We start from the raw sequence: 22,337 nt of genomic DNA, 5'->3' as shown, positions 1-22,337 counted from the left end.
TCACCGCTCGACAACACTCCAAAGAGGCTTAGCCGGTCCTTTATCTGGCACTACATACCACCAAGCGCCTCTCGTGAGCCGACCTGCGGCCACCAAAGGCGCCTTTGTCTGCAACCTGAGGGCTGTGAGCCCGGCACTCGCCGGGCTCACAGCCCATTCGTCGTCCCTGCGGCCCTCTCCGGACCTCAGGTGCGGTAGCTCCCGTTGATCTTCACGTAGTCGTACGTCAGGTCGCAGCCCCATGCGGTGGCCGACGCGTCGCCCGCGTGCAGGTGGGCGGTGAAGACCACCTCTCGCTGCCGCAGCACCTCGGCCGCGGCCTCCTCGCTGAAGGCGACCGGGGCCCCGGCGGCCATCATCTGCACGTCGCCGAGCCAGAGGTCCACCCGGCCGGGGTCGAACTGCGCCCCGGAGTAGCCCAGGGCCGCCAGCACCCGGCCCCAGTTGGCGTCCTCCCCGAAGACCGCCGCCTTCACCAGGGCGGAGCCGCACACCGCCCGGGCCGCCAGGCGGGCGTCCTCCGGGCTGCGGGCTCCCTCCACCCGCATCTCGATGAGCTTGGTTGCCCCCTCGCCGTCCCGGGCGATCTCCCGCGCCAGGTAGATCAGCACCTCCTCCAGGGCGGCGGCGAAGGCCTGGAAGTCGGGGGTGCCCGGCACGACGGTCGGGTTCCCGGCCAGGCCGTTGGCCATGGCGATCACCATGTCGTTGGTGGAGGTGTCACCGTCCACCGTGATCATGTTGAACGAGCGGGCGGTGGCCTCCTGCAGCGCCTGCTGCAGTGCGGCCGGCGCCACGTCGGCGTCAGTGGTCACAAAGCCCAGCATGGTCGCCATGTTGGGGTGGATCATCCCGGACCCCTTGGCCATCGCGCCGATGGTCGCCACCACGCCGCCCAGCTCCACCTGCACCGCCGTCTGCTTGGGGAAGGTGTCAGTGGTCATGATCGCCCGGGCGGCGTCATCGCCCCCGTCCGGGGAGAGGGCGGCCGCCGCCGCGGCGATGCCGGCCGCCACGCGGTCCATCGGCAGCGGCACGCCGATCACGCCGGTGGAGGCAACCCCCACCACGTCGGGACTCAGGTCGAGCGCCGCGGCCGCCAGGCGGGCCATCTCGGCCGCGTCCGCGATCCCCTGCTCACCCGTGCAGGCGTTGGCGTTGCCCGAGTTGACCACCACGGCCTGCAGCCGGCCCCCGTCGGTACGCCGCTTCGTCAGCACCACCGGCGCCGCCTTCACCACGTTGGTGGTGTAGACCCCGGCCGCCGCGCAGGGCACCTGCGAGACCACGAGGGCGACGTCCTTCTTCCCGCTGCCGTTCCCCTTGATGTCCGCCGAGACCCCGGCCGCCACGAAGCCGGCCGGGGCCGTCACGCCGACCTTCACGCGCGCCACCTCCCCTTCATCCCTTGACCCAGTTGGGCTTGGCCACCAGCGGGATCTCGTGGGCCTCCTCCCCCAGCTCCTCCGGGGGCACCAGCCAGCGGATCATCGCGATCTCATCGCAGTTATGGAACTTATCGCAGTACACGCATTCCTTCCAGACCTTCTGCGGCAGGGTCTCCTTCTGTACCACGTGGAAGCCGCACTTGGCGAAAAACCCCGGCTGGTAGGTGAGGGCGAAGATGCGCTTGAGGCCCAGCGACCGCGCCTCGTCCAGCAGGAACTCCACCAGGCCGCGGCCCACGCCCCGCTGGGTGAGGCCGGGCTTCACCGCCAGGGAGCGGATCTCCGCCAGGTCCTGCCACATGATGTGGAGTCCGCCCACCCCCACCACCTGGCCGCCGTCGCCCACCGCCACCGTGAAGTCGCGCACGGACTCGTACAGCATCATCAGGGGCCGGCGCAGCATCAGCCCCTGGGCGGCGTAGCCGTTGATGATCTCGTGGACCGCCGGGATGTCGGCCATCACGGCCTTCCGAAACTGCATGAGTAAGACCTCCGTAGGTGTGAGGATCAGGGATAGAGCGGTGCCGCCTGAAGCAGGCCCGTCGTCTCGGGAAGGCCGAACATCAGGTTCATGTTCTGGATGGCCTGGCCGGCTGCGCCCTTGACGAGGTTGTCGATGACGCTGACGACCAGCACCCGCCCGGTGCGCGGGTCCACCTTGAGGCCGATATCGCAGTAGTTGGAGCCCCAGACCTGCTTGGTGGTCGGCAGGTCACCCGCCGGCCGGACCCGCACGAAGGGTTCTTCGGCGTAGAACTCCCGGAAGAGGTCGACCAGCTGCTCCGTCGTCCACGACCCGCGCAGCGTGAAGTAGCCCGTGGCGAGGATGCCCCGGGTCATCGGCACCAGGTGCGGGGTGAAGCTGACCAACACCGGCCCGCCGGCCAGGTCGGAGAGCGTCTGCTCGATCTCGGGCGTGTGCCGGTGGTCGCCGGCGATGTTGTACGCCTTGAAGTTCTCGTTCACCTCGGAGAAGTGGACGCCGAGGTTGACCCCGCGCCCGGCGCCCGAGACGCCCGACTTGGCGTCGAAGATGATCCCCTCCAGGCTTACGGCACCCGCCCTGAGCAGCGGCGCCGCGGCCAGCGCACAGGCGGTGGGGTAGCAGCCGGGGTTGGCCACCAGGCGGGCGCCCCGCACCCGCTCCCGGTATAGTTCGGGCAGGCCGTAGACCGCCTCGGCGACCAGATCCGGGGCCGTGTGCGCCTTCTTGTACCACGCCTCGTATGCGGCGACATCCCGCAGGCGGAAGTCCGCCCCCAGGTCGATGAGCCGCGTGCCGGCGCTGAGGACGGCCGGCGCCAGCGTCATGGTCACGCCGTGCGGAAGCGAGGTGAAGACCACGTCGCAGCCGGCCAGGGCCTCGGCGGCGGCCTCCTGCCCCACGAGGTCCACGCGGCCGCGCAGGTGCGGGTAGACTCCGGCCAGCTCCTGGCCCTGGTAGCTCTCGGTGCCGGCCCACACCACCTGCACCTCCGGGTGCAGGCCGAGCAGCCGGATCAGCTCGATGCCGGCGTAACCCGTGGCCCCGGCAATCCCTGCGCGCAGCATTCTGACAGGCCCCCTCCTGGCGAAGTCTTGATGCATAATTATAACGCGTGATGAATAACGATGCAATCCCCTGAATCATCCTCCGGAAGGAGGAGGCTCGCGGTCGGTTGGAAGGACGAACCAAAATTCGTCTTTGTTAAGGATGCTATCAAAAGTCCCCGGTAGTATCCTGAAGCCAGATAAACAAAGGAAAGAAAAAAGGAGGCGACCCGAGATGACGTTCTGGCAGCTGATGCCTGCAGACGTGGAGGCGATCGTGACCCAGTTGAAGGCGGGCCGGAGCAAGCAGGAGGTCGCAGCCGACCTCGGAATCAGCGTGGAGATGGTCTCCTGCGCCGAGCGCAAGTGGCAGATGGCCACCAACCGGCAGGCACCCTGGTACGCTTTCTAGACACCCCTTCATCATAAACCAATCCCGGACCCCGCGCAGCGGGTCCGGGATCGTTTTTCGTCACGGAGCCTCATTCGCCGTGCGGACGACCAGCTGGGCCCACTCGCCCTCCCCGGGTCCCAGGGAAACGGTGACGGGGTGGCCCGCCAGCGCCGACTGCAGGCGCCCGAGCAGGGCCGGTGCCTCCCCCGCCGGGCAGAGGACGGAGACCGCCCCATCGTCGCGGCTGCCGTCTTCCCGGGTGGCGTACGGCCGGGCGCGGCGGCGGCTGATGCCCTCGACGAGACCCACGACCCGGTCGGGCACAGGCCTGCGCACCAGCGGGCCGGCCTCCGGATTGCCCTCGGCCGCCGTGGGAGTCCAGAGGCGGATCAGCCCCCGGGCGAAGCAGTAGAACGCGCCGCACTGCACGACCGTGAGCTGCGCGGCCGGGAACGGGCCCAGCAGCGGCGCCAGCAGCCAGCGAGCGCCCAGGAGCGGCACCGCGAAGGCGTACAGGCTGCCGCCTGCCCCCCTGCCCAGCGCCGCTCCCAGGACGGCCAGCAGCAGGCCGGCAGCCGCGCCCACGAGGTGGGTGGCGCCGTCCAGCGGCCGCCACAGCGTCAGCGCCAGGGCGACCGCCCCCAGCGCCAGTCTGGCACGGGGCCGGAGGCGCCCTCCCGCCAGGTTGGCGACGGCGTAGAGGGCCACGAAGGCCATCGCCATCATGACGCCGACGAGGAAGAGCGGCCAGGAGGCCGGCCGGCCCGAGAGCCAGGGAACGCCCAGGGCGGCAAAGGCGCCCGACAGAAGCACCAGGATAAGTTCAGAAACCAGGAGTCTCGTCATGCTCCTCCCCCCAGGTCGGCAACGCCCACTCCCGCAGCAGCGCCAGCAGCCGCGGCGACGGCCGCAGGGCCAGGGCCCGCCGCTGTCCCGACGCGTCCTGTCCCAGCACCACCCAGGTCCCCGTGCGCACCAGCGCCAGGGGCGGGTACCACTCCACCGCCACGCCCCCCAGGTCCCGGGGCGCGGCTTCCCCGTTCCAGCGGTTCAGCCAGCGGTGCAGCCGGATGGGCCGGCTGAGGTCGATGGTCACCGCCCGGCGACCCTGGGCGACGCGCAGCTCCTGCTCCTCCAGCAGGTAGCAGACGGTGCGCAGCTCGTAGGCCATCAGACACAGGTACGCAGCCAGGACCAACAGGAAGAGGAGCCCGGCAAACTCGAGGGGGCGGGGCGCCCCCGCCGCACCGGCGATCCGGGCGACCAGCCAGCCCGCGCCCGCGCAGGCCGCCAGCAGCAGGCCGGCGACCAGGTAGAGCTCCAGGCGGGTGTCGGGCCGTTCACGATGCGCCGCTTCCACCGAATCCCTCCCGCACGGAGGAGTAACCGCGTGGTTACAACTTCGCTCATTACACTGTTTACTCCTCTGCAATCGACGGGCCCGGGGCCGTCCTCCCCGTAACCAGCACCCTGCCGCTGCTCGATCTGGCCTCGTGATGGTGGGCCCACGGGAGGGCCGGCCGGCGCCGGAGGAGCGCGCGGCGGACTAGTCCGAAATTAGTCTTTTTCTCGCATGGTTCGGGGCCGTTCCGGGTGGTAAGTTGGAGTTGAAGGAACTCCCCGCCCCGTCGTGGTGCGGGGCGGCTGCACCACGGCGCCATGGCGCCGCCACCTTCCTGCCGTGACAGAGGGGGCTGATCGCATGGTACAGATTACCCAGCAGCGCGCCTCCGGAATCTGGAAGGAACCCGTCGCCGGGTGGACCGCCGGCGGCCTCTTCGCCGCGCCCTGGACGGATCCGCCCGCCAGTGCGAAGGCGGCAGACGCGGGAGACCTCCCGGACCACCTGGACCTGGATTCCGACCACCGGAACGACATCGCCGCCGCCCTCGGGCACCTGCTGGAGGTGCGCAGCCACTGCCTGCAGGCCGCGGCGGCCCGGGAGTACTACACCTGCAGGCAGGAATACGCCGCGGCGCTCAAGGCCTGCGAGGCCGCGCTGTTCCGCCTGCACAGCTGCGAGGGCGAGGCGGCGGCCGCCCTCACGGAATGGGCCCTGGGCGTGCACGCGCTGATCCGCGCCCAGATGACGATGCCCAAGGACCCCGCCGCCGCACGGGGACTGGCCCTCTCCGCCCTGACCCGGCTCGACGGGAAGCACGTTCCGCTGACCGCGGGGGCAGAGGCCGACGCCGAGGCCGCGGCGCGGCTGGTGCGGGAGACCGCGGAGCTGGAGGAGCGCCTCCTGGGGCTCTGCGACCGGGTGCGCCAGGCCGTGGACGCGGCGGAGCAGGCCGTGGAGCGCCGACTCGCAGCCCTGAACCGGGCCGTGGCGTCCATGCGGCGGCAGCATGCGAAGGCCCTGGCCTGGGCCGTGGGCTGGGGCGCCCTCAACCTGATCCTGATGGCCGCGGCGCCGGTCAACGCGCTCGTCCTGCCCGCGGTCCCCTGGTCCGTGCCCTTCATCGTCGCCCTGCCGGTGCTGTGGTGGGCCACATGGGCCCGCCCGTTCCGGGACGGGCGCCTGTTCTTCGGGTACGTCACCCGGCTGCGCACGGCGGCGGTCGCAGCGGCGCGCACTGCGGCCGAAGGGCTGTGGCAGCCGGACGAGCGCCTGGAGGCCGAACTGGCGCCGGTCCTGGACGCCGGCCTGGCCGACTACCAGCGTCTGCGCCGCTTCTGCCTGTTCCGGGTTCCCGAGCAGTTCGACACTTGCTGGAAGGCCCGGGCGATCCGGGAGGGGGCCCTCATGCGCCTCGCGGGCACCTGGCTGGCCGACATGATCGATCAGGCCGCCCAGCCCCTGGCCGAGGTGCTGGAGACGCCGGAGCGCATCCCGTACATCACGGCCGTGCGCTTCGGGCCGCTGCGGTAGGTGCGCCGTGGCCCGGGGCGGCGCCTCAGGCGAGCCCGTCGAGCCAGGGGAGGATGGCCGAGAGGTCCGTGCACTCCAGGTCGGCCGGGTGGCGGGGATCCCGCGCCCGGCCGTTCCGCTGCACCCACACCGTGCGCAGGCCGGCGGCCCGACCGCCGGCCACGTCGCGCCCGGGGTTGTCGCCCACCATCACCGCCTCGGCCGGCGGCACTCCCATCTCCCCGAGAATATGATGGAAGATGCCCGGGTCAGGCTTGCCGCAGTCGATCTCGCCGGAGATCACCACCGCGTCGAACGCCTCCTCCAGCCCCGACCCGGCCAGCTTGGTCCGCTGCAGGTCCGTCACGCCGTTGGTGACGATGCCGAGGCGCAGCCCGCGCGCCCGCAGCGCGGCCAGCAGCGGATCGACCTCGGGATAGCGCGGGTACCGGCGCCGGGCCGCGGCGAAGCGCCCCACCATGGACCGCGCCAGGTCGTCGTCGCGGATCCCCTGCGCGGCGAGCGCCGCCTGCCAGGCCGCCGTGCGGTATCCCGGCGCCCACGCCCGCAGGCCGGCGATGGCCGGGTGTTCGCCCCGATCGTAGCGTGCCCAGAGCCCCTCGGCCGCGCTGTGGCCGATCCGCTCGCAGTAGGCGGCGTACGGACCCTCGGCCCAGAGGCGCCGGGCCTCCGACCACGCCCGCTCGGCCAGGCGCGCCTGGTCGACGCCCGGCCCCGCGAGGGCGGCCGCCTCGGCCAGCGCCGCCCGCGTGACGGGCTCGTCCAGGATCAGTGTCTCGTCCAGGTCGAAGAGGATTGCCCTGACCAACGCGTCCACCTCCTGCCGTTTGAGGTATCTTACCACAAGCCGGGCCGCCGGAGGCACAAGCGCGATCCGGAAAAAGGAACACCCCCCAGCCGGTAGCTGAGGGGTGTACTGGTTGTCAGACTGGCTGTCAACCTACATCATATCCATGCCGCCCATGCCGGGGTTCGGGGCGGACTCCTTCTTCTCGGGCTTCTCGGTGACGGCCGCCTCGGTGGTCAGGACCAGGGCGGCGATGGAGGCGGCGTTCTGAAGGGCGGAGCGGGTGACCTTGACCGGGTCGATGATGCCGGCCTGGACCATGTCCACGTACTCCTCCTTCAGGGCGTCGAAGCCGTGACCGGCCGGGAGGTTGCGGACCTTCTCGACGACGACGGAGCCCTCGAGGCCGCCGTTCTCGACGATGCAGCGCAGCGGCTCCTCGACCGCACGCCGGACGATCTGGGCGCCGACCTTCTCGTCGCCGTGGAGCGTCTCGATCAGCTCGTCGATGGCCTTCTGGGCCTGGAGCAGCGCGACGCCGCCGCCGGCGACGATGCCCTCCTCAACGGCCGCCCGGGTGGCGTTCAGGGCGTCCTCGATGCGCAGCTTCTTCTCCTTCAGCTCGACCTCGGTGGCCGCGCCGACCTTGATGACCGCCACGCCGCCGGCCAGCTTGGCCAGCCGCTCCTGCAGCTTCTCGCGGTCGAAGTCGGACGTGGTCTCCTCGATCTGCCGCTTGATGGAGGCGACCCGGTTCTTGATGGCCTCGGCGGAGCCGGCGCCGTCGATGATCGTGGTCTTCTCCTTCTCGATGCGGACCTGGCGGGCCTGGCCGAAGGACTCGACGGTGGCGTTCTCCAGCTTGCGGCCCAGCTCCTCGGAGATGACCTCGCCGCCGGTGAGGATGGCGATGTCCTCGAGCATGGCCTTGCGGCGGTCGCCGAAGCCCGGGGCCTTGACGGCCGCGACCTGCAGGGTGCCGCGGAGCTTGTTGACGACCAGGGTGGCCAGGGCCTCGCCCTCGACGTCCTCAGCGATGATCAGCAGGGGCTTGCCGCGCTGCACGACCTTCTCCAGCACGGGCAGCAGGTCCTGAACGGCGGAGATCTTCTTATCGGTGATCAGGATATAGGGCTCGTTCAGGACGGCCTCCATCTTCTCCGTATCGGTGACGAAGTAGGCGGAGACATAGCCCCGGTCGAACTGCATGCCCTCGACGGTCTCGAGCTCGGTCTGGAGGGTCTTGGACTCCTCGACGGTGATGACGCCGTCCTTGCCGACGGTGTCCATGGCCTTGGCCACGAGCTCGCCGATCTCGCGGTCGTTGTTGGCGGAGATGGAGGCGACCTCGGCGATGGCCTTGTTGGTCTCGACGGGGATGGCCATCTTGCGCAGGGACTCGACGGCGGCATCGACGGCCTTCTCGATGCCCCGCTTCAGGATCATCGGGTTGGCGCCGCCGGTGACGTTCTTCAGGCCCTCCTTGATGATGGCCTGGGCCAGGACGGTGGAGGTGGTGGTGCCGTCGCCGGCGACGTCGTTGGTCTTGGTGGCGACCTCCTTCACCAGCTGGGCGCCCATGTTCTCAAAGGGATCCTCGAGCTCGATCTCGCGGGCGATGGTGACACCGTCATTGGCGACGGCGGGGGCGCCGAACTTCTTGTCGAGCACGACGTTCCGGCCACGGGGACCCAGGGTGACCTTCACGGTGTTCGCAAGAGCATCAACGCCGGCCTGCAGCTTGCGCCGAGCGGTTTCGTCGAAGATAATCTGCTTGGCAGGCATCGCTAACGTAGACCTCCTTTAACCCTGAACGATGGCGAGAATGTCGCGCTCGCCGTCCAGGATGATGTACTCCTCGCCGTCGATCTTGACCTCGGTGCCGGCATACTTGGAGAAGATGACGGTGTCGCCCTCCTTGACCTCGAGCTCCACCTTGCTCCCGGACTCGAGGGTGCGGCCCGGGCCAACGGCCACGACCTTACCCTGCTGGGGCTTCTCCTTGGCGGTGTCGGGCAGCAGAATGCCGCTCTTGGTACGCTCTTCCTTCTCGAGCGCCTTGATGACGACCCGAGCGCCCAACGGCTTGATGTTCATCTCGAAGGTCCCTCCTCAAGCTTGAATCTGTTAGCACTCGCTAACCCCGAGTGCTAACACCATGACCTATGATAGAAAAGGTTCCAGAGGGAGTCAAGACCCTCCACTTGCTTTTTTTCCCGCTGTGCCCGGCGGCTGTAGCCATTCCCCGACGTAGCCTTCCCCGGCCGCAACCATCCACCGCTCCAGCCGCATCCGGAGCAGCCCATCCTTCGCCCCGCCCTGCGGGGCGGCGCGCCGCCGCGAAACGTGCGGCCGCAGTTCTGCGGCCGCAGGCTGTCCAGGAGGTATGCTGTTCGTGGACAACCTCACCGTGGCCGAGGCCCTGTACGAGATCGCGGACCTGCTGGAGTTCACCGGAGAGGACCCGTTCAAGGTGCGCGCCTACCGGAAGGCCGCCGAGGCCGTCGGCCTGCTGCCCGAACAGGTGGCCGACCTGGCCGGGGCCGGGCGCCTCACCCGGGTGCCCGGCATCGGCAAGGCAATCGCCGCCAAGATCGCCGAGCTGGTGGAGACCGGCCGCATCGGCTATCTGGAGGAGCTGCGGCAGGCGGTACCCCCGGGGGTTCTCGACCTCACCCGCGTGCCGGGCCTCGGCGCCCGCACCGCGATGCTGCTCTACCGGCGGCTGGGCGTGGACAGCCTGGAGGCGCTGGAGCTCGCCGCGCGGGAGGGCCGGCTGCGGGACCTGCCGGGCCTGGGGCCCCGCAAGGAGGCGGCGATCCTCGAGGCGGCGGCCCGCGTCCGCCGGCGGCCCGACCGGGTCTCCATCGGGGTCGCCGCCCCGATCGCAGAGGCCGTGGTGCGTCACCTGCGCAGCCACCCCGCCGTGCTCCGGGCGGAGGTCGCGGGCTCCGTCCGCCGGCGGCAGGAGACGGTGGCGGACATCGACGTGGTGATCGCCACCCGGGACCCCGCCGCCGTCCAGGCCCACCTGGACCGCCTGCCCCCGCTCCCCCGCCCGGTCGACCCGGTGCTGGTGCCGCCCGAGGCGTTCGCCCTGACGCTGTTCGAGCGGACAGGCTCGGCCGCCCACCTGGCCGAGCTGGCCGGCGCGGCCCCGCCGGCGGAGTTGGCAGGCATGGCTCCGCCGGCAGCTGCCGAGTACGTCCGGCCGTACGCCGCCGGAGCCGCAGACAGCCCCCACCGCAGCGCACAAGACTCCCGGGTAACCGAGGAGTCCGAGGCCGCCGACGCCGTCGTCTACCGGACGCTGGGCCTGCCCTATATCCCGCCGGAGCTGCGGGAGGGCGGGGGCGAGGTGGCCGCCGCCCGCGCCGGGCGCCTGCCCCGCCTGATCACCGTGGCAGACCTCCGGGGCGACCTCCACGTGCACACCACCGCCTCAGACGGCACGGCGACGCTGGCGGAGATGGCCGAGGCGGCCCGGGCGTTGGGCCACCGCTACCTCGCCATCTGCGACCACTCCCAGTCGCTGGCCATCGCCCGGGGGCTGAGCCCGGAGCGGCTCAGGCAGCACATCGCCGCCATCCGCCGGCTGGACCAGGGGGAGGGCTTCCGCCTGCTGGCCGGCGCCGAGGTGGACATCCTGCGGGACGGCACCCTCGACTACCCGGACGAGCTGCTGGCGGAGCTGGACGTGGTGGTGGCCTCGCTGCACAGCCACCTGGGGCTGCCCGAGGCGGAGCAGACCGAGCGGCTGCTCCGGGCGATCCACAACCCGCACGTGGACATCATCGGCCACCCCTTCGGCCGGGTCATCGGCCGGCGCGAGCCCGCGGCGCTCGACTTCGACCGCATCCTGGAGGCCTGTGCCCGCACCGGCACGGCGCTGGAGATCTCGGCCAGCCCGTCCCGGCTCGACCTCCCCGACCGGCATGCGCGCCTGGCCCGGGAGGCGGGCGTGAAGCTGGTGATCAACACCGACGCCCACTCCGTACGGGAGCTGGAACTCCTGCCCTACGGCGTCGGGCAGGCCCGCCGGGGCTGGGTGGAGCCGCAGGACGTGATCAACGCCATGGACCTGCCCGAGCTGCTGGACTGGCTCGCGCGTCCGAAGGGCTGAAGCCGCTCTCTCAAGCCACCACCCGGGCCAGCAGCCCGCTCTCGGGAAGACCTCCCCGGGGTCCGACGCCCAGGGCCAGCCGGTTGTTGTCGACCACCGCCAGGTCGAACAGCAGCCGGGCCTCGCCCTCCACCTCCAGCCAGTGGAACCGGTGGCCGTTGGGCTTCATGACCCGGTCGCAGCGGGGAAGCCGGGACCCGTCCTCGAACAGCTTGAGCCTGTAGAGGCCCTGCGGGGCGGGGCGGATCTCCACGCGGACCGGCCGCTCGGCGAGGAGGCCCGCGAAGGTGCCGACCCACGGGTAGTTCATCTGGCCCACGTGCCGGTCGGCCTGGGGCTCGAAGGGCCGCACGACGGGGTCCAGCTCCGGATGGAAGGCTGCCACCAGCAGGACGTCCGCGTGCCCCCGCACCCATGCCTGGTTGCAGCGCACCCGCACCGACTGGCCGGGGCCGATGATCGCCGGGTTGCCCACGCCCAGCAGCCGTGCAGTCTCCGAGGCCACCGGCAGGCCGGCCGGCACGGCGTAGAACTCGGTGGTGGCCGTGACCTCGCGGAAGCCGAGGTTCCACACGACCGCCTGCGGCCGCCCGTCCGGCCCCACCGTGATGTCGGGTGAGGCGAAGGGCGCCGCGAGGGGCCGGGAACCGTCATCCCCCGGCCGCGCCCTGAGCAGCAGGAAGGACGGCCGGTACATCTCCCTTGCCCTGCGCAGCACACGAATCCCCCCCATGCATCAGCGTGGGGGGGATTTCACCGGCTGCTGAAGGCCATCCTTTTCCCTTGCAGATTATTAACGGGGGCGCAGAGGCATCCAGACGGGGCATCAGCGCACCTTGAGCCCGCGCTTCTGCACGTCGGCCAGGCGCCGGGCCGGCACCCACTCGCCCGGGGCCCGGCGCTGGACGGGTACCTCCTGGGTCTGCTGCGCGCGGGCGGGGCGGGTGAACAGCAGGATCAGCAGGGGAGCCGTGAGCCAGAGCCACGGGACGAGGCTGGCGCCGGTGCCGGGCCAGTACCGGTCCAAAAGCGCGGCGGCGGGCAGGAACGCCCCCTGCCAGAGCGAGTGGATCCAGTCGGGCGCCCAGTAGTGCAGCAGCAGGAGGCCGGGCGCCTGGGAGAGGAAGGCGGTCCAGGCCGCGGTGGAGGCCCGGTAGCGCCGGGTCCGCCGCTCCGCCTCGTCGCGGAAGACCAGGCCGAGCCGCCAGGCGAACCACAGCAGGAACAGAGTGGTCAGGAGCCCCACCCAGGGCAGCCGGCCGGACAGGAACCAGCCCAGGCCGCCCAGCAGCACTTGCCCGACCAGGAGCAGAAATGCCGTCTGAAGCCGCAGCTGCAGCATGTGATCACCTCTGACGGGTTTCAGGTGTAGAGTACGCGGATCGACGGCGATATTCCTGCCTGTGAATTATCGAGTTGTGCGATACGAGCACGCCCCCCGCACCGCTGTTGTGCGGGGGGCCTGTGTTCGAGCGACACCCCTCCAGTACGGACGGCCTGAGTGGCCCGGGTGGCCACGGTTCACGCCTTCCTCAACGGGAGGACTTGTCGCTGTCCTGGCGCGAGACCGGCACGCTCACCGTGATTCTCTCCTCGCCCACCCGGAAGACCAGCCCGAGCTCCGCCTCCTCGACCTCCAGGGGACGGGCGGAGATGGCGCCCAGGTAGCCGTGCGGCGTCTCCACGGGTTCGGTGGCAAAATCGACCGCTTCTTCGCCGCCGGTGCGACCGCCCCACGGCCACGGCCACCGCGGGGCCGGACGCACCACAACCGATTCCACCGCCACAGGCTGCACGTCGCTCCCCCCGGTGGCAGGCGCCCCCAGCACCCGGTAGACAATCACGGTGCCCTCGGCGTTCGCCACCGCCGCGAGGATGCGCACGGTGATGCCGCCCCGGGTGACCTCCGCCAGGCTGGCCTGTTCCCCTCCCATCCCGGCATGGACGACGACCGCCGGGGTTGCGGACCGCTGCAGGCCGGCAGCCGCCCAGGTCCACCTGAACAAGGAGACGCCCAGGGCCAGGGCGGTGACCGCTGCGGCCGCGCCGCCCATCCACGGCTTCCACCGGCTGCCGCGGCGCCCCATCTGCTTCGGGACGGGCTTCAGGGGCACCCGCTCCCGCACCAAGGCCTCCAGGTCCATCGTCGGCTCTCCAGCCTGCGCCCAGCGCTTCAGCGCCTGGCCCAGGCGGTGCTCGAAGTCGTCGCGGCCGTTCATTGCGCCGCCCTCCTCTCTGCTTCCTCCATCTGTCGCAGCAGCGCCAGCGCCTTCCCGAGGCGGGACTTCACGGTGCCCACGGGGATGCCCAGGGCCTCGGCCACCTCCTGCTGCGACATATCCAGCATGTACCGCAGCACCACCACCGGACGCAGGTGGTCGCTGAGGCGCGCCACCATCCCCCAGACCGCCGTCGACTCTGCATCCGGCCCCGGGACCGTATCCGGCAGGTAGGCCGCCAGGTCGTCCACCGGGACGGACCGCTGCCTGCGCTCCAGGATCTGCCGGCACTGCCGGATCAGGATCCGCCGAATCCAGGCGCCGAAGGCGTGCGCGTCGCGCAGTTGGTCGAAGTGCCGGTACCCGGCCAGAGCCGTCTCCTGCAGGGCGTCCTCGGCGTCGGCCCGGTTCCCCAGCATCGCCAGGGCAATCCGCTCCAGATAGCCCTGATGGGCCCGCAGCAACTGTAAGTACTCCATGGCCTGACCCTCTCTGACCGTTCTCACCAAAATAGAGGGTGGGGAGGCACGTTCCGTTCGCGGAAGGTCCACGGAGCAGCAGCTGCCCGACCGAGCGGCAGCCGACTGTCTTCCCGAGGCCCCGGAACAAGCAAGACCCCCGTGCAGCTGCTGTGCACGGGGGCGCCTGCGCTATTCCACTTCCTCGCCGGGGCGGACGTAGGTGCCGCTCTTGCCGCCGGTCTTCTTCACCAGGCGGATCTCGCCGACCACCATGCCCTTGTCGACGGCCTTGGCCATGTCGTAGATGGTGAGCGCCGCCACGGAGCAGGCGGTGAGCGCCTCCATCTCCACCCCGGTCCGGCCCACCGTCGAAACCCGGGACTCGATCAGCACCCGGCCGCCGGCCTCGTCGAAGGCGAAATCGACGCTGGCCTGCGTGATCGGCAGCGGATGGCAGAGCGGGATCAGCTCGCCCGTGCGTTTGGCCGCCATGATGCCGGCCACTCGGGCCACGCCGATCACGTCGCCCTTGGGCACGCCGCCCGACTGGATCAGGGCCAGGGTCTCGGGGCGCATCCGCACCTCCGCCCGGGCGATGGCCACCCGCTCGGTCTCCTGCTTGGCGCCCACGTCGACCATGCGGGCGTTGCCGCGCGGGTCCAGATGCGTCAGCTCTGCCATGCAGTGCTCCCTCCAGTATCGCGTGTCACGGCTAGCCGCCGATGCCATGCATGACCCGCAGCTTGTAGTCCGACTCCAGGTCGTCGAAGTTGTGCTCGCGGGGCTTGCGCAGGATCGCGTCGGCCAGGGCGTTCTTCAGATCCTCGTCTGTCCTGGACGGGTCGCGGATGATCGACTTCAGGTCCACCTCGTGGACGTGGCCCAGGCAAGGGTTGATCTTGCCGTCGGCCGAGAGCCGGATCCGGTTGCAGTCGGCGCAGAAGCACTCGGTGACGGCGGAGATGAAGCCCACCGTGCCCTTCGCCCCGGGCAGCCGCCAGTACTTGGCCGGTCCGTTGCCCTTCACGCCCTCCCGCACCGGCTCCAGGTCGCCGAACTCGTCCAGGAGCCGCTCCCGCATCTCCGCGGCGGAGACCAGGTTCTCCCACGTGAAGGTGTACGCCTCGGAGAAGGGCATGACCTCGATGTAGCGCATGTGGATCGGCTTATCCAGGGTGAGCCTGGCCATGTCGGCCAGCTCGTCGTCGTTCCAGCCGCGGATGACCACCATGTTGAGCTTCACCGGCTCCATCCCCAGCTCCAGCGCAGCGTCCACCGCGGCCAGCACGTCGGCCGGGCTGCCGGGCATCCGGGCGATCTTCGTGAACCGGTCGGGGCGGAGCGTGTCCAGCGAGATGTTCAGCCGGTCGACGCCCGCGGCCTTCAGGTCCTTGGCCATTTTGGGGAAGAGCAGGCCGTTGGTCGATAGCGAGAGGTCCTTCACGCCCAGGGGTTTGAGCTGGGCGAGGAACTTCACGATGTCCTTGCGCACCAGGGGCTCGCCGCCCGTCACGCGGATCCGGTCGATCCCCAGCTCCACCGCAGCCTTGATCACCCGCGTGAGCTCCTCGTACGTGAGGTACTCGTGGTGCGGGCCCAGCGTCACGCCCTGGAGGGGCATGCAGTAGACGCAGCGCAGGTTGCAGCGGTCGGTCACCGAGACGCGCATGTAGTTGATCTTCCGGCCCCACTGATCGATCATGGTCGGGCCTCCCTTCAGATGGCTAGACCCGGCGGATTCGGCCGGAGTCAGCGCAGTCGTAGCCGCCCAGGGACTCCACGGCTCCCAGGAACTCGGGGTCGCGGAGCAGGGTCAGCACCGCTTGAACCCCAGGGTGCTCCTCCAGCTCCGCCGGGATGCAGAGCTCGTACTCCTCCCAGGCCACCGGGACGAAGTCCAGGTCCATCGCCTGCGCGGCGGACCGGATGCCCAGCCCGGCGTCGGCGTCGCCCGCCTTCACGGCCGCGGCGACGTTCAGGTGGGTGAACAGCTCCCAGCGGTACCCCTGCACCTCAGCAGGCGAGATCCCCTCCTGCTTCAGGTGGTAATCCAGCAGCAGCCGGGTGCCGGCGCCCCGCTGCCGGTTGACGTATTGCACGTCGGGCCGGGCCAGGTCGCGGAACGAGGTGATGTTCTTCGGGTTGCCCCTGGGCACGATGAAGCCCTGCTCCCGCCTGGCCAGCAGCACCAGCAGCGCCGGCCTGCCCAGGTACTTCTGCACGTATGCGGTGTTGTAGTCGCCCGTGGCCTCGTCCAGCAGGTGGACGCCGGCCACGTGTGCCTCGCCCCGCTTCAGGGCCAGCAGCCCGCCCTGGGAGCCCACGTGGGCGCTGGAGAGGTAGAAGCCGCTCTTCCGGCGCAGGAAGGAGCCCATCAGGTCCAGCGACGTGTCGTGGGAGCCGATGGCCACCACGGTCTCCTGGATCTCGCTTAGCGGCCGGAGCAGCTCCACCTCGACCTCGCTGCCCTCGCCGATGCCCTCCAGTCCGGAGGGGACCACCAGCAGGCCGTCCGCCCGCACCAGCGACGAGATGACAGCGGCGCCCCGGCTGATGGGCGTGGCCACCAGCCGCTCGCCCACCCGGCCGAGCTTCACCCGCACGTACTCCGTCACCCCCATGGGCGAGGTTACCCGGCGGGCCAGGCTGGCCCGCACCGTCGGGCGCCGGGGCACCTGTTGGCCCAGGAAGCGGTAGACCAGCGGCTTCACAAAGAGCTCGGCCGTCAACCAGGTGGAGACGGGATAGCCGGGCAGGCCGACGAAGGGCTTGCCGTCGATCAGGCCCAGCATCACGGGCTTGCCGGGGCGGATGGCGACGCCGTGCGCCAGCACCTGCCCCAGCTCCTTCAGCACGTGGACGGTGTAGTCCTCGCTGCCGGCGGAGGAGCCGGCGTTGACGATGACGATGTCGGAGCCGGCGACGGCCTCCCGGACCGTCCGGCGGATCAGGTCGTAGTCGTCGCGCACGATCGGGCCGCGCACGGGCGTGCCGCCCCACTCGGACACCATCGACAGGATGACGCGCGAGTTGAACTCGATGATCTCCCCGGGGGCCGGGTCGGCCTTCGGCTCGACGATCTCCGTGCCCGTCGGGATGAACGTGACCACCGGCTTCCGCACCACGGGTACCTCCAGGATGCCGGCGGCCAGCAGCGCGCCCATGTCCTGGGGCCGGATGGTGTGCCCCTCCGGCAGCAGGATCTCGGTGGCCACCACGTCCTCGCCGATCTGCCGCACGTCCTGCCAGGGGGCCACCGGCGCCAGAATCTCGCAGCGGGCGCCGCTGTGGTGGCCGTCGTCCAGCAGGTTGACGTGCTCCACCATGATGACCGCGTCGCAGCCGGGCGGCAGGGGGTCGCCGGTGTCGACCCAGTGGGCCTGCTCTCCGATGGTCAGGGTGAGCGGCGACGTCTCGGTGGCGCCGAAGGTATCGCTGGCCTTCACCGCGATGCCGTCCACGGCGGAGGCGTTGTAGTGCGGGGCCGAGATGCGGGCCCGCACGGGTGCCGCGGTGATGCGGCCCAGAGCCTTGTCGGTGGGGACGACCTCTCGCTGCGGGCCCCAGCCGGCCTGGTCGAGGGCGGTGAGCAGCCGCTCCAGGGCTACGTCGTGGGGCAGCGATTCCAGGTAGATCTGCCGCTTGCTCATGCCAGGACCTCCACTTCCACCGTATCGCCGGCCAGCAGCCCCTCCCGGGCGGAGGGGATCACGATCAACCCGTCGGCCTTCACCAGTGTCGAGATGAGGCCGGACTTGCCGTGCACCGGCTCGGCCCAGACCTCGCCGTCCCGCCGGAAGAGCCGCACCCGCACCACGTCGGTGCGGCCGGCCGTCGACGCCACGTTCTTGGTCAGCCGCGCCAGAACGGTGGGCCGGAACTCCGGCTCGGGCGGCAGTCCCTGCATCTGCCGGAGCAGCGGCGCCACGAAGAGGCTGTAGACCACCTGTGCGCTCACGGGGTGGCCGGGGAGCCCGGCCACGGGCACGCCCCCGGCCACGGCCAGGATCGTCGGCTTACCGGGCTTCAGCTTCACGCCGTGCACGAGCACGCCCGGCTCGCCCAGCCGTCCGATCAGGCGGGCGGTGAGGTCCCGGGCGCCCACGCTGGAGCCGCCGGAGATCAGGATGAGGTCGTACGCCATGCCCTGCCTGAGGAGGGCGAGGATCCGCTCCTCGTCGTCGGGGGCGAGGCCCAGGAACGCGGGCTCGCCGCCGTCCCGCAGCACCAGGGCGGAGAGCGCCTGGCCGTTGGACTCCCGGATCTGGCCGGGGCCCGGGGCCTGATCGGCGGGAACCAGCTCGTCGCCGGTGGAGATGATAGCCACCCGGGGACGCCGCACCACGTCCACCTGCAGGATGCCGGCGTGGCTGAGCAGCGCTGCCTCCTGCGCCCGGATCAGCCGCCCGGCGGGGATCAGCTCCGCGCCGGCCCGGCAGTCCTCGCCCCGGTGCATCACGTTCTCGCCCGGCGAGACGGGCCGCAGCGCCGCGATTTCGTCAGGCGCCGACTGCTCGGTGTGCTCCACCATGATCACCGCGTCTGCCCCCTCCGGCAGTGCGCCGCCGGTGGCGATCTTCTGCGCCTCGCCGGGGTTCAGCGGCAGCGTCGGCGCCTGACCCATCGGGATCTCGGCGGTGACGGTGAGGTAGGCCGGGAGCCCCTCGGAGGCGCCGAAGGTGTCGGCCGAGCGGACGGCGTAGCCGTCCACGCTGCTCCGGGCGAAGGGCGGCAGCTCCTCCGGCGACAGCACCGGCGAGGCGGTGATCCGCCCTGCGGCCTCAGACGCGGCAACCCGCTCCGCGGCCATGCGCCGCTCCACCGCAGCCAGCCACCGATCCCGGGCCTCCTCGACGGACAGTAGCGTAAAAAACTCCATCGTTTCACCTGCTTCGTCGGTCCATCGCATGTAAAAAAACAGCCATCCCCCGGCAGGAAGACAGCAGAACAACGCGGGCGCCCCCCGCAGGCTCCGCCCCTTTCCAACGGGAGGCCGCCGGGTTTCCCCGACGACCCTGGCCCGAAAAGCCGGGACCGGTCAGGCGACCATTCGGAACACAGGTCGCAAGACTCGGGACGTGGTCGATGCAGTTGTCGCGTCCATTATACGGTTGACCGCGGGGTCAGAGCAAGCAAACTCCCCCCTAATGACACATATGGTGGAGGGACGAGGACAGACTTCGGTACTTGGCGGACTAGATTTGCGACGGGCGGTGGCCGGAGCGCGCGAGTGCCACCTGCTCGATCCGTTACAGACTCGGGCATGTGAGGGGCGGTGGCGTGCCGATGAGGCGCGGATTTCAAGTGTTCCGCGTGGCGACGACCTACATCGGAACGGTCGTGGGCGCCGGTTTCGCGTCCGGCCAGGAGACACTGCGCTTCTTCGCCGCTTACGGGCGCTGGGGGTTGACGGGTGTGCTGCTGGCCACGGCGCTCTTCTGCCTCTTTGGCGTGACCGTGATGGAGCTCGGCCGGCGGATGCGGGCCGAGACGCACCGGGAGATCCTGCACCACGTCTGCGGCCCGCTGGTGGGGCGGATCATGGACGGCGCCGTAACGCTCTTCCTCGGCATCACGCTGACAGTGATGATCGCAGGCGGCGGGGCGATCTTCAGCCAGCAGCTGGGCTCGCCGTACGCCCTCGGCACGCTGTTCACCGCGGTGCTCGCCGGCGCGACGATCCTGGCCGGCATGCGGGGCATCATGACGGCCAACACGGTCGTGGTGCCGCTCCTCACCGGCGCCGTGGTCCTGCTGGTGGCCTCGTCGCTGCACTACCACGGGCTCGGCGCCGCCCTGGGCCAGCTCGCCCCCGCGCCCGAGCTGGCGCCGGCACGCTCCTGGTGGATGGCCGCGCTGCTCTACGTGAGCTACAATCTGGTGCTTTCGATTTCGGTGCTGGGCCCGCTGGGCGCCGAGGTGAACGACCGCCGGGTGATCCTCTGGGGCGGCGCCGCCGGCGGCCTCGCCCTGGGCCTGATGGCCGCGGGCATGACGCTGACCATCAGCGCCCACCTGCCCGAGGCGGCGGTGGAGATCCCCATGCTCTACCTGACCCGCTTCCACAGCGGCGCCGTGCAGTGGTTCTACGCCCTGGTGCTCTGGGCCGAGATCTACACGACCGCCGTCGCCTGCGCCTACGGCTTCGCCGGACGGCTGGGCCGGTTCTGGCGCTACCGGGAGGCCGTCGTGGCGACCATCTGCCTGACCCTCCTGGGCAGCGGGTTCGGCTTCAGCCGGCTGCTGGCTTTCTTCTACCCGCTCTTCGGCCTGGTTGCGCTGGTGGTGCTTGCGGGGCTGGCGCGGGCTGGGGCTGTCTGGGCCAGATGAAGTACGAGGCCGCGATCAGGAGATCGATGATCACGGAGACCGTCCAGACCCGCAGTACCGCTGCCAGGGCGTTGGTCCGTACAGGATCACCGACGAGGTAGATGAGGAGGAAGAGATACCCGCCGCCCAGCAGCCAGGCGAGAAGGTAAAGCAGGCTGCCCTGCAGGTTATACCGGGCGTGCTCGCGGCCGTACAGCTGCACCGGCCGCGCACCCGTTTTCAGGACGTAGTACCGGAACCGTTCATCCGCCCAGCGGACGAGCCGCTTTCCGAACGTAACCGAAATGCTGAGGTAGACCGCGGCGATGCCGTGGGCGAGGGTCGCAACCGTGCCGTTGACCAGGACGTCGTACGTCGTCGCAACGAGCAGAACCAGGTCCAGCACGGCGGTCATGGCCAGCAGGACGAGGCCGAGGCGAGGCCTGTTCAGCAGGTAGCGGACGGCCAGGCCGGTGATGGTGCAGAGCCAGAAGCCGATTTCTACCCCGATGATGAGGTAGGCGATGGGACTCATCGGATGCCACGCACCCCTTTTTAGCACAAGTGTATTGCCAAAGGGGAGTGTAGCACGGCCGCCTCGTTTTTGCAACACACTTGTGCTATAATAGCTCCATGCCGAAGGTCGTCAGTCACGAGGAACAGCGGAAGCGCATCGCCGAGGCGATGTGGCGGGTCATCCTGAAGAGCGGCATGGAAGGGGCGACAGTGCGGAAGATCGCCGCGGAAGCGGGCATGTCAGCCGGTGCCTTGCGGCACTACTTCAAGAACCAGGACGATCTGCTGATCTACGCGATGCGGTTCGTAAACGAGCGGGTGGAGCAGCGCATCCTGCGTCTCGTGCGGGAAGACCTCCCACCCGACGAGAAAGCGGTCCGGCTGCTGCTGGAGCTGGTGCCCCTGGATGCGGAGCGCAGGGCCGAGATGGACGTCTGGTTCTCCTTCATGGAACACGTCCGCCACCGCGCGGATCTCACGGGGGTTCCGGAGAACCGGATGCACGAGCTCATCTGCCAGCTGCTCGCGTACCTCGACCGCGAGCGGATGCTGCGCGCGGGCCTGGATCTGGCGCTGGAGGCAGAGCGGATCTACGCCGTCATCGACGGGCTGGCGGTCCATGCGCTGCTCGAACCTGAGCGCCTCCGGCCGGAGGAGATGGAGCGGGTCGTCCGCACCTCGGTCTCCCAGCTGTGCCGGCAGCCCTGACAGGGCCGCCCCCACCGCATGCACCAGCGGTGGGGGCGGCTCCTTCGGACTACCGCTTCATGGGCGTGGCGCCGTTCTCGTCGTAGATGTAGAACCCGCGGCCGCTCTTGCGGCCCAGGTAGCCAGCCTGCACCATCTGCACCAGCAGCGGGCAGGGCCGGTACTTGGGATCCTTGAAGCCTTCATACAGCACGTTCATGATCGACAGGCAGGTGTCCAGCCCGATGAAGTCCGCCAGGGTGAGCGGGCCCATGGGGTGGTTCATGCCGAGCTTCATCACCGTGTCGACTTCCTCGACCCCGGCGATGCCCTCGTACACGCAGAACATGGCCTCGTTCAGCATCGGCATGAGAACCCGGTTGGAGACGAAGCCCGGGAAGTCGTTGACCTCGACCGGCGTCTTCCCCATCGCCTCGGCGAGGGACCGGATCCGGGCGTAGGTCTCGTCCGAGGTCGCGATGCCCCGGATGACCTCCACCAGCTGCATGACCGGCACCGGGTTCATGAAGTGCATGCCGATGAACCGGTCGGGCCGGCGGGTCACCGCAGCCAGCTGCGTGATCGGAAGGCTGGAGGTGTTGGAGGCGAAGAGGGTGGTCTCCGGGCAGATCTGATCCAACTCGCGGAAGAGCGCCAGCTTAGCCTCCAGGTTCTCGACGATGGCCTCGATGACCAGGTCGCACTGGGCGGCCGGCGCCAGATCCACGGTGCCGGTGATGCGCCCCAGGATCGCCGCCTTCTCCTCCTCGGTGCGCCGCCCCTTCGCGACGTCCCGGGACAGGAATTTCTCGATCACGCCCAGGCCGCGCTGCACGAAGCGGTCCTCGATATCCCGCAGGTAGACCTGATATCCCGCCTGCGCCGCCACCTGGGCGATGCCCGAGCCCATCTGGCCGGCGCCAACCACCATGATCCGCTGCATCGTCCTCATCCCTCTCAAGGTAGATCTACTGAACGCGAATCAGCG

The 22,337-nt window shown here is 70.2% G+C and carries 23 protein-coding genes and 1 riboswitch; of the genes, 5 read left to right on the top strand and 18 right to left on the bottom strand.

Translation table 11 applies throughout. The features are described 5' to 3' along the window. Positions 1 to 185: 185 nt before the first annotated feature. The 3 genes from argJ to argC are packed head-to-tail and all read right to left on the bottom strand — an operon-like array spanning position 186 to position 2,999. Positions 186 to 1,394, bottom strand: coding sequence for a bifunctional glutamate N-acetyltransferase/amino-acid acetyltransferase ArgJ (gene argJ / locus J2Z79_RS02405; protein ID WP_209465259.1), 1,209 nt, complete (start codon positions 1,392 to 1,394; stop codon positions 186 to 188). Between the two features lie 7 nt (positions 1,395 to 1,401). Further along, positions 1,402 to 1,929 carry an N-acetyltransferase gene (locus J2Z79_RS02400; protein ID WP_209465258.1) on the bottom strand — a complete coding sequence of 176 codons (528 nt, stop codon included), beginning with the start codon at positions 1,927 to 1,929 and terminating at the stop codon, positions 1,402 to 1,404. A 26-nt stretch (positions 1,930 to 1,955) separates the two neighbouring features. Next, a complete protein-coding gene (argC, locus tag J2Z79_RS02395; protein ID WP_209465257.1) occupies positions 1,956 to 2,999 on the bottom strand; it encodes an N-acetyl-gamma-glutamyl-phosphate reductase in 1,044 nt (347 codons plus the stop codon). Between the two features lie 214 nt (positions 3,000 to 3,213). On the opposite strand from argC, the gene J2Z79_RS02390 reads away from it, so the two are divergent. Then, positions 3,214 to 3,390, top strand: coding sequence for a helix-turn-helix domain-containing protein (locus J2Z79_RS02390; protein ID WP_209465256.1), 177 nt, complete (start codon positions 3,214 to 3,216; stop codon positions 3,388 to 3,390). 60 nt (positions 3,391 to 3,450) lie between these two features. On the opposite strand, the gene J2Z79_RS02385 is transcribed toward J2Z79_RS02390, so the two are convergent. After that, on the bottom strand, positions 3,451 to 4,218 hold the full coding sequence (locus tag J2Z79_RS02385) for a hypothetical protein (protein ID WP_209465255.1): 768 nt from the start codon (positions 4,216 to 4,218) through the stop codon (positions 3,451 to 3,453). Next, positions 4,196 to 4,732, bottom strand: coding sequence for a hypothetical protein (locus J2Z79_RS02380; RefSeq protein WP_209465254.1), 537 nt, complete (start codon positions 4,730 to 4,732; stop codon positions 4,196 to 4,198). The genes J2Z79_RS02385 and J2Z79_RS02380 overlap by 23 nt, the downstream gene beginning before the upstream one ends. 342 nt (positions 4,733 to 5,074) lie before the next feature. On the opposite strand from J2Z79_RS02380, the gene J2Z79_RS02375 reads away from it, so the two are divergent. Then, entirely contained in the window at positions 5,075 to 6,247 is a 1,173-nt protein-coding gene (locus tag J2Z79_RS02375) for a hypothetical protein (protein WP_209465253.1), read from the top strand. A 25-nt stretch (positions 6,248 to 6,272) separates the two neighbouring features. Here J2Z79_RS02375 and J2Z79_RS02370 read toward each other — a convergent pair whose 3' ends face one another. The 3 genes from J2Z79_RS02370 to groES all read right to left on the bottom strand — a co-directional run bounded on the left by J2Z79_RS02370 (position 6,273) and on the right by groES (position 9,131). Then, positions 6,273 to 7,055: an HAD family hydrolase gene (locus tag J2Z79_RS02370; RefSeq protein WP_209465252.1), complete on the bottom strand. Its 783-nt coding sequence runs from the start codon at positions 7,053 to 7,055 to the stop codon at positions 6,273 to 6,275. 132 nt (positions 7,056 to 7,187) lie between these two features. Next, positions 7,188 to 8,819 (bottom strand): chaperonin GroEL, encoded by a 1,632-nt coding sequence (groL, locus tag J2Z79_RS02365; RefSeq protein ID WP_209465251.1) that lies wholly within the window; start codon positions 8,817 to 8,819, stop codon positions 7,188 to 7,190. An 18-nt stretch (positions 8,820 to 8,837) separates the two neighbouring features. Next, positions 8,838 to 9,131 (bottom strand): co-chaperone GroES, encoded by a 294-nt coding sequence (gene groES / locus J2Z79_RS02360; RefSeq protein ID WP_209465250.1) that lies wholly within the window; start codon positions 9,129 to 9,131, stop codon positions 8,838 to 8,840. A 298-nt stretch (positions 9,132 to 9,429) separates the two neighbouring features. Here groES and J2Z79_RS02355 point away from each other — a divergent pair, with 298 nt between their 5' ends. After that, positions 9,430 to 11,157 (top strand): PHP domain-containing protein, encoded by a 1,728-nt coding sequence (locus J2Z79_RS02355; RefSeq protein ID WP_342589399.1) that lies wholly within the window; start codon positions 9,430 to 9,432, stop codon positions 11,155 to 11,157. Positions 11,158 to 11,167: 10 nt separating this feature from the next. Here the strand turns inward: J2Z79_RS02355 and J2Z79_RS02350 are convergent, their stop codons facing one another. The 8 genes from J2Z79_RS02350 to J2Z79_RS02315 all read right to left on the bottom strand — a co-directional run bounded on the left by J2Z79_RS02350 (position 11,168) and on the right by J2Z79_RS02315 (position 18,716). Further along, entirely contained in the window at positions 11,168 to 11,875 is a 708-nt protein-coding gene (locus J2Z79_RS02350) for a hypothetical protein (protein ID WP_209465248.1), read from the bottom strand. Between the two features lie 108 nt (positions 11,876 to 11,983). Further along, on the bottom strand, positions 11,984 to 12,499 hold the full coding sequence (locus tag J2Z79_RS02345; RefSeq protein ID WP_209465247.1) for a hypothetical protein: 516 nt from the start codon (positions 12,497 to 12,499) through the stop codon (positions 11,984 to 11,986). 190 nt (positions 12,500 to 12,689) lie between these two features. Next, on the bottom strand, positions 12,690 to 13,376 hold the full coding sequence (locus tag J2Z79_RS02340) for a hypothetical protein (protein WP_209465246.1): 687 nt from the start codon (positions 13,374 to 13,376) through the stop codon (positions 12,690 to 12,692). Next, the gene (locus J2Z79_RS02335) at positions 13,373 to 13,855 is read right to left on the bottom strand and encodes an RNA polymerase sigma factor (RefSeq protein ID WP_209465245.1); all 483 of its coding nucleotides are present in this window, start codon (positions 13,853 to 13,855) and stop codon (positions 13,373 to 13,375) included. Before J2Z79_RS02335 ends, J2Z79_RS02340 begins: the two co-directional genes overlap by 4 nt. 171 nt (positions 13,856 to 14,026) lie before the next feature. Beyond that, on the bottom strand, positions 14,027 to 14,518 hold the full coding sequence (gene moaC, locus J2Z79_RS02330) for a cyclic pyranopterin monophosphate synthase MoaC (RefSeq protein WP_209465244.1): 492 nt from the start codon (positions 14,516 to 14,518) through the stop codon (positions 14,027 to 14,029). Positions 14,519 to 14,549: 31 nt separating this feature from the next. Then, entirely contained in the window at positions 14,550 to 15,539 is a 990-nt protein-coding gene (moaA, locus tag J2Z79_RS02325; protein ID WP_209465243.1) for a GTP 3',8-cyclase MoaA, read from the bottom strand. Positions 15,540 to 15,561: 22 nt separating this feature from the next. Beyond that, a complete protein-coding gene (locus J2Z79_RS02320) occupies positions 15,562 to 17,487 on the bottom strand; it encodes a molybdopterin biosynthesis protein (RefSeq protein WP_209465242.1) in 1,926 nt (641 codons plus the stop codon). Continuing rightward, the gene (locus J2Z79_RS02315) at positions 17,484 to 18,716 is read right to left on the bottom strand and encodes a molybdopterin molybdotransferase MoeA (protein WP_209465241.1); all 1,233 of its coding nucleotides are present in this window, start codon (positions 18,714 to 18,716) and stop codon (positions 17,484 to 17,486) included. The genes J2Z79_RS02320 and J2Z79_RS02315 overlap by 4 nt, the downstream gene beginning before the upstream one ends. 80 nt (positions 18,717 to 18,796) lie before the next feature. Next, positions 18,797 to 18,926, bottom strand: a riboswitch (molybdenum cofactor riboswitch). A gap of 197 nt (positions 18,927 to 19,123) precedes the next feature. On the opposite strand from J2Z79_RS02315, the gene J2Z79_RS02310 reads away from it, so the two are divergent. After that, entirely contained in the window at positions 19,124 to 20,167 is a 1,044-nt protein-coding gene (locus J2Z79_RS02310) for a YkvI family membrane protein (protein ID WP_209465240.1), read from the top strand. Here the strand turns inward: J2Z79_RS02310 and J2Z79_RS02305 are convergent. Then, entirely contained in the window at positions 20,070 to 20,681 is a 612-nt protein-coding gene (locus J2Z79_RS02305; protein WP_209465239.1) for a hypothetical protein, read from the bottom strand. The two genes, J2Z79_RS02310 and J2Z79_RS02305, sit on opposite strands and share 98 nt — an antisense overlap. A gap of 98 nt (positions 20,682 to 20,779) precedes the next feature. Between J2Z79_RS02305 and J2Z79_RS02300 the strand changes: the two genes are divergently transcribed. After that, a complete protein-coding gene (locus tag J2Z79_RS02300) occupies positions 20,780 to 21,370 on the top strand; it encodes a TetR/AcrR family transcriptional regulator (protein WP_209465238.1) in 591 nt (196 codons plus the stop codon). A gap of 49 nt (positions 21,371 to 21,419) precedes the next feature. Here J2Z79_RS02300 and J2Z79_RS02295 read toward each other — a convergent pair whose 3' ends face one another. Beyond that, entirely contained in the window at positions 21,420 to 22,292 is an 873-nt protein-coding gene (locus J2Z79_RS02295) for a 3-hydroxybutyryl-CoA dehydrogenase (RefSeq protein WP_209465237.1), read from the bottom strand. Between the last annotated feature and the right edge of the window lie 45 nt (positions 22,293 to 22,337).

Source organism: Symbiobacterium terraclitae (genome assembly GCF_017874315.1).
In the GTDB taxonomy this organism is placed as follows: Bacteria; Bacillota; Sulfobacillia; order Symbiobacteriales; family Symbiobacteriaceae; genus Symbiobacterium; species Symbiobacterium terraclitae.
Note: the sequence above shows the minus strand (reverse complement) of the source record. Positions and strands in the feature narration are given on the sequence as shown.

Bases quoted from the DNA above. Each gene is read 5' to 3' on its own strand.
- J2Z79_RS02315 (WP_209465241.1), bottom strand. From the start codon at position 18,716: ATGGAGTTTTTTACGCTACTGTCCGTCGAGGAGGCCCGGGATCGGTGG.
- J2Z79_RS02305 (WP_209465239.1), bottom strand. From the start codon at position 20,681: ATGAGTCCCATCGCCTACCTCATCATCGGGGTAGAAATCGGCTTCTGG.
- groES (WP_209465250.1), bottom strand. From the start codon at position 9,131: ATGAACATCAAGCCGTTGGGCGCTCGGGTCGTCATCAAGGCGCTCGAG.
- J2Z79_RS02310 (WP_209465240.1), top strand. From the start codon at position 19,124: ATGAGGCGCGGATTTCAAGTGTTCCGCGTGGCGACGACCTACATCGGA.
- J2Z79_RS02340 (WP_209465246.1), bottom strand. From the start codon at position 13,376: ATGAACGGCCGCGACGACTTCGAGCACCGCCTGGGCCAGGCGCTGAAG.
- J2Z79_RS02320 (WP_209465242.1), bottom strand. From the start codon at position 17,487: ATGAGCAAGCGGCAGATCTACCTGGAATCGCTGCCCCACGACGTAGCC.
- J2Z79_RS02345 (WP_209465247.1), bottom strand. From the start codon at position 12,499: ATGCTGCAGCTGCGGCTTCAGACGGCATTTCTGCTCCTGGTCGGGCAA.
- J2Z79_RS02335 (WP_209465245.1), bottom strand. From the start codon at position 13,855: ATGGAGTACTTACAGTTGCTGCGGGCCCATCAGGGCTATCTGGAGCGG.
- moaC (WP_209465244.1), bottom strand. From the start codon at position 14,518: ATGGCAGAGCTGACGCATCTGGACCCGCGCGGCAACGCCCGCATGGTC.
- J2Z79_RS02390 (WP_209465256.1), top strand. From the start codon at position 3,214: ATGACGTTCTGGCAGCTGATGCCTGCAGACGTGGAGGCGATCGTGACC.
- J2Z79_RS02295 (WP_209465237.1), bottom strand. From the start codon at position 22,292: ATGCAGCGGATCATGGTGGTTGGCGCCGGCCAGATGGGCTCGGGCATC.
- moaA (WP_209465243.1), bottom strand. From the start codon at position 15,539: ATGATCGATCAGTGGGGCCGGAAGATCAACTACATGCGCGTCTCGGTG.
- J2Z79_RS02385 (WP_209465255.1), bottom strand. From the start codon at position 4,218: ATGACGAGACTCCTGGTTTCTGAACTTATCCTGGTGCTTCTGTCGGGC.
- J2Z79_RS02300 (WP_209465238.1), top strand. From the start codon at position 20,780: ATGCCGAAGGTCGTCAGTCACGAGGAACAGCGGAAGCGCATCGCCGAG.
- J2Z79_RS02375 (WP_209465253.1), top strand. From the start codon at position 5,075: ATGGTACAGATTACCCAGCAGCGCGCCTCCGGAATCTGGAAGGAACCC.
- argC (WP_209465257.1), bottom strand. From the start codon at position 2,999: ATGCTGCGCGCAGGGATTGCCGGGGCCACGGGTTACGCCGGCATCGAG.
- groL (WP_209465251.1), bottom strand. From the start codon at position 8,819: ATGCCTGCCAAGCAGATTATCTTCGACGAAACCGCTCGGCGCAAGCTG.
- J2Z79_RS02400 (WP_209465258.1), bottom strand. From the start codon at position 1,929: ATGCAGTTTCGGAAGGCCGTGATGGCCGACATCCCGGCGGTCCACGAG.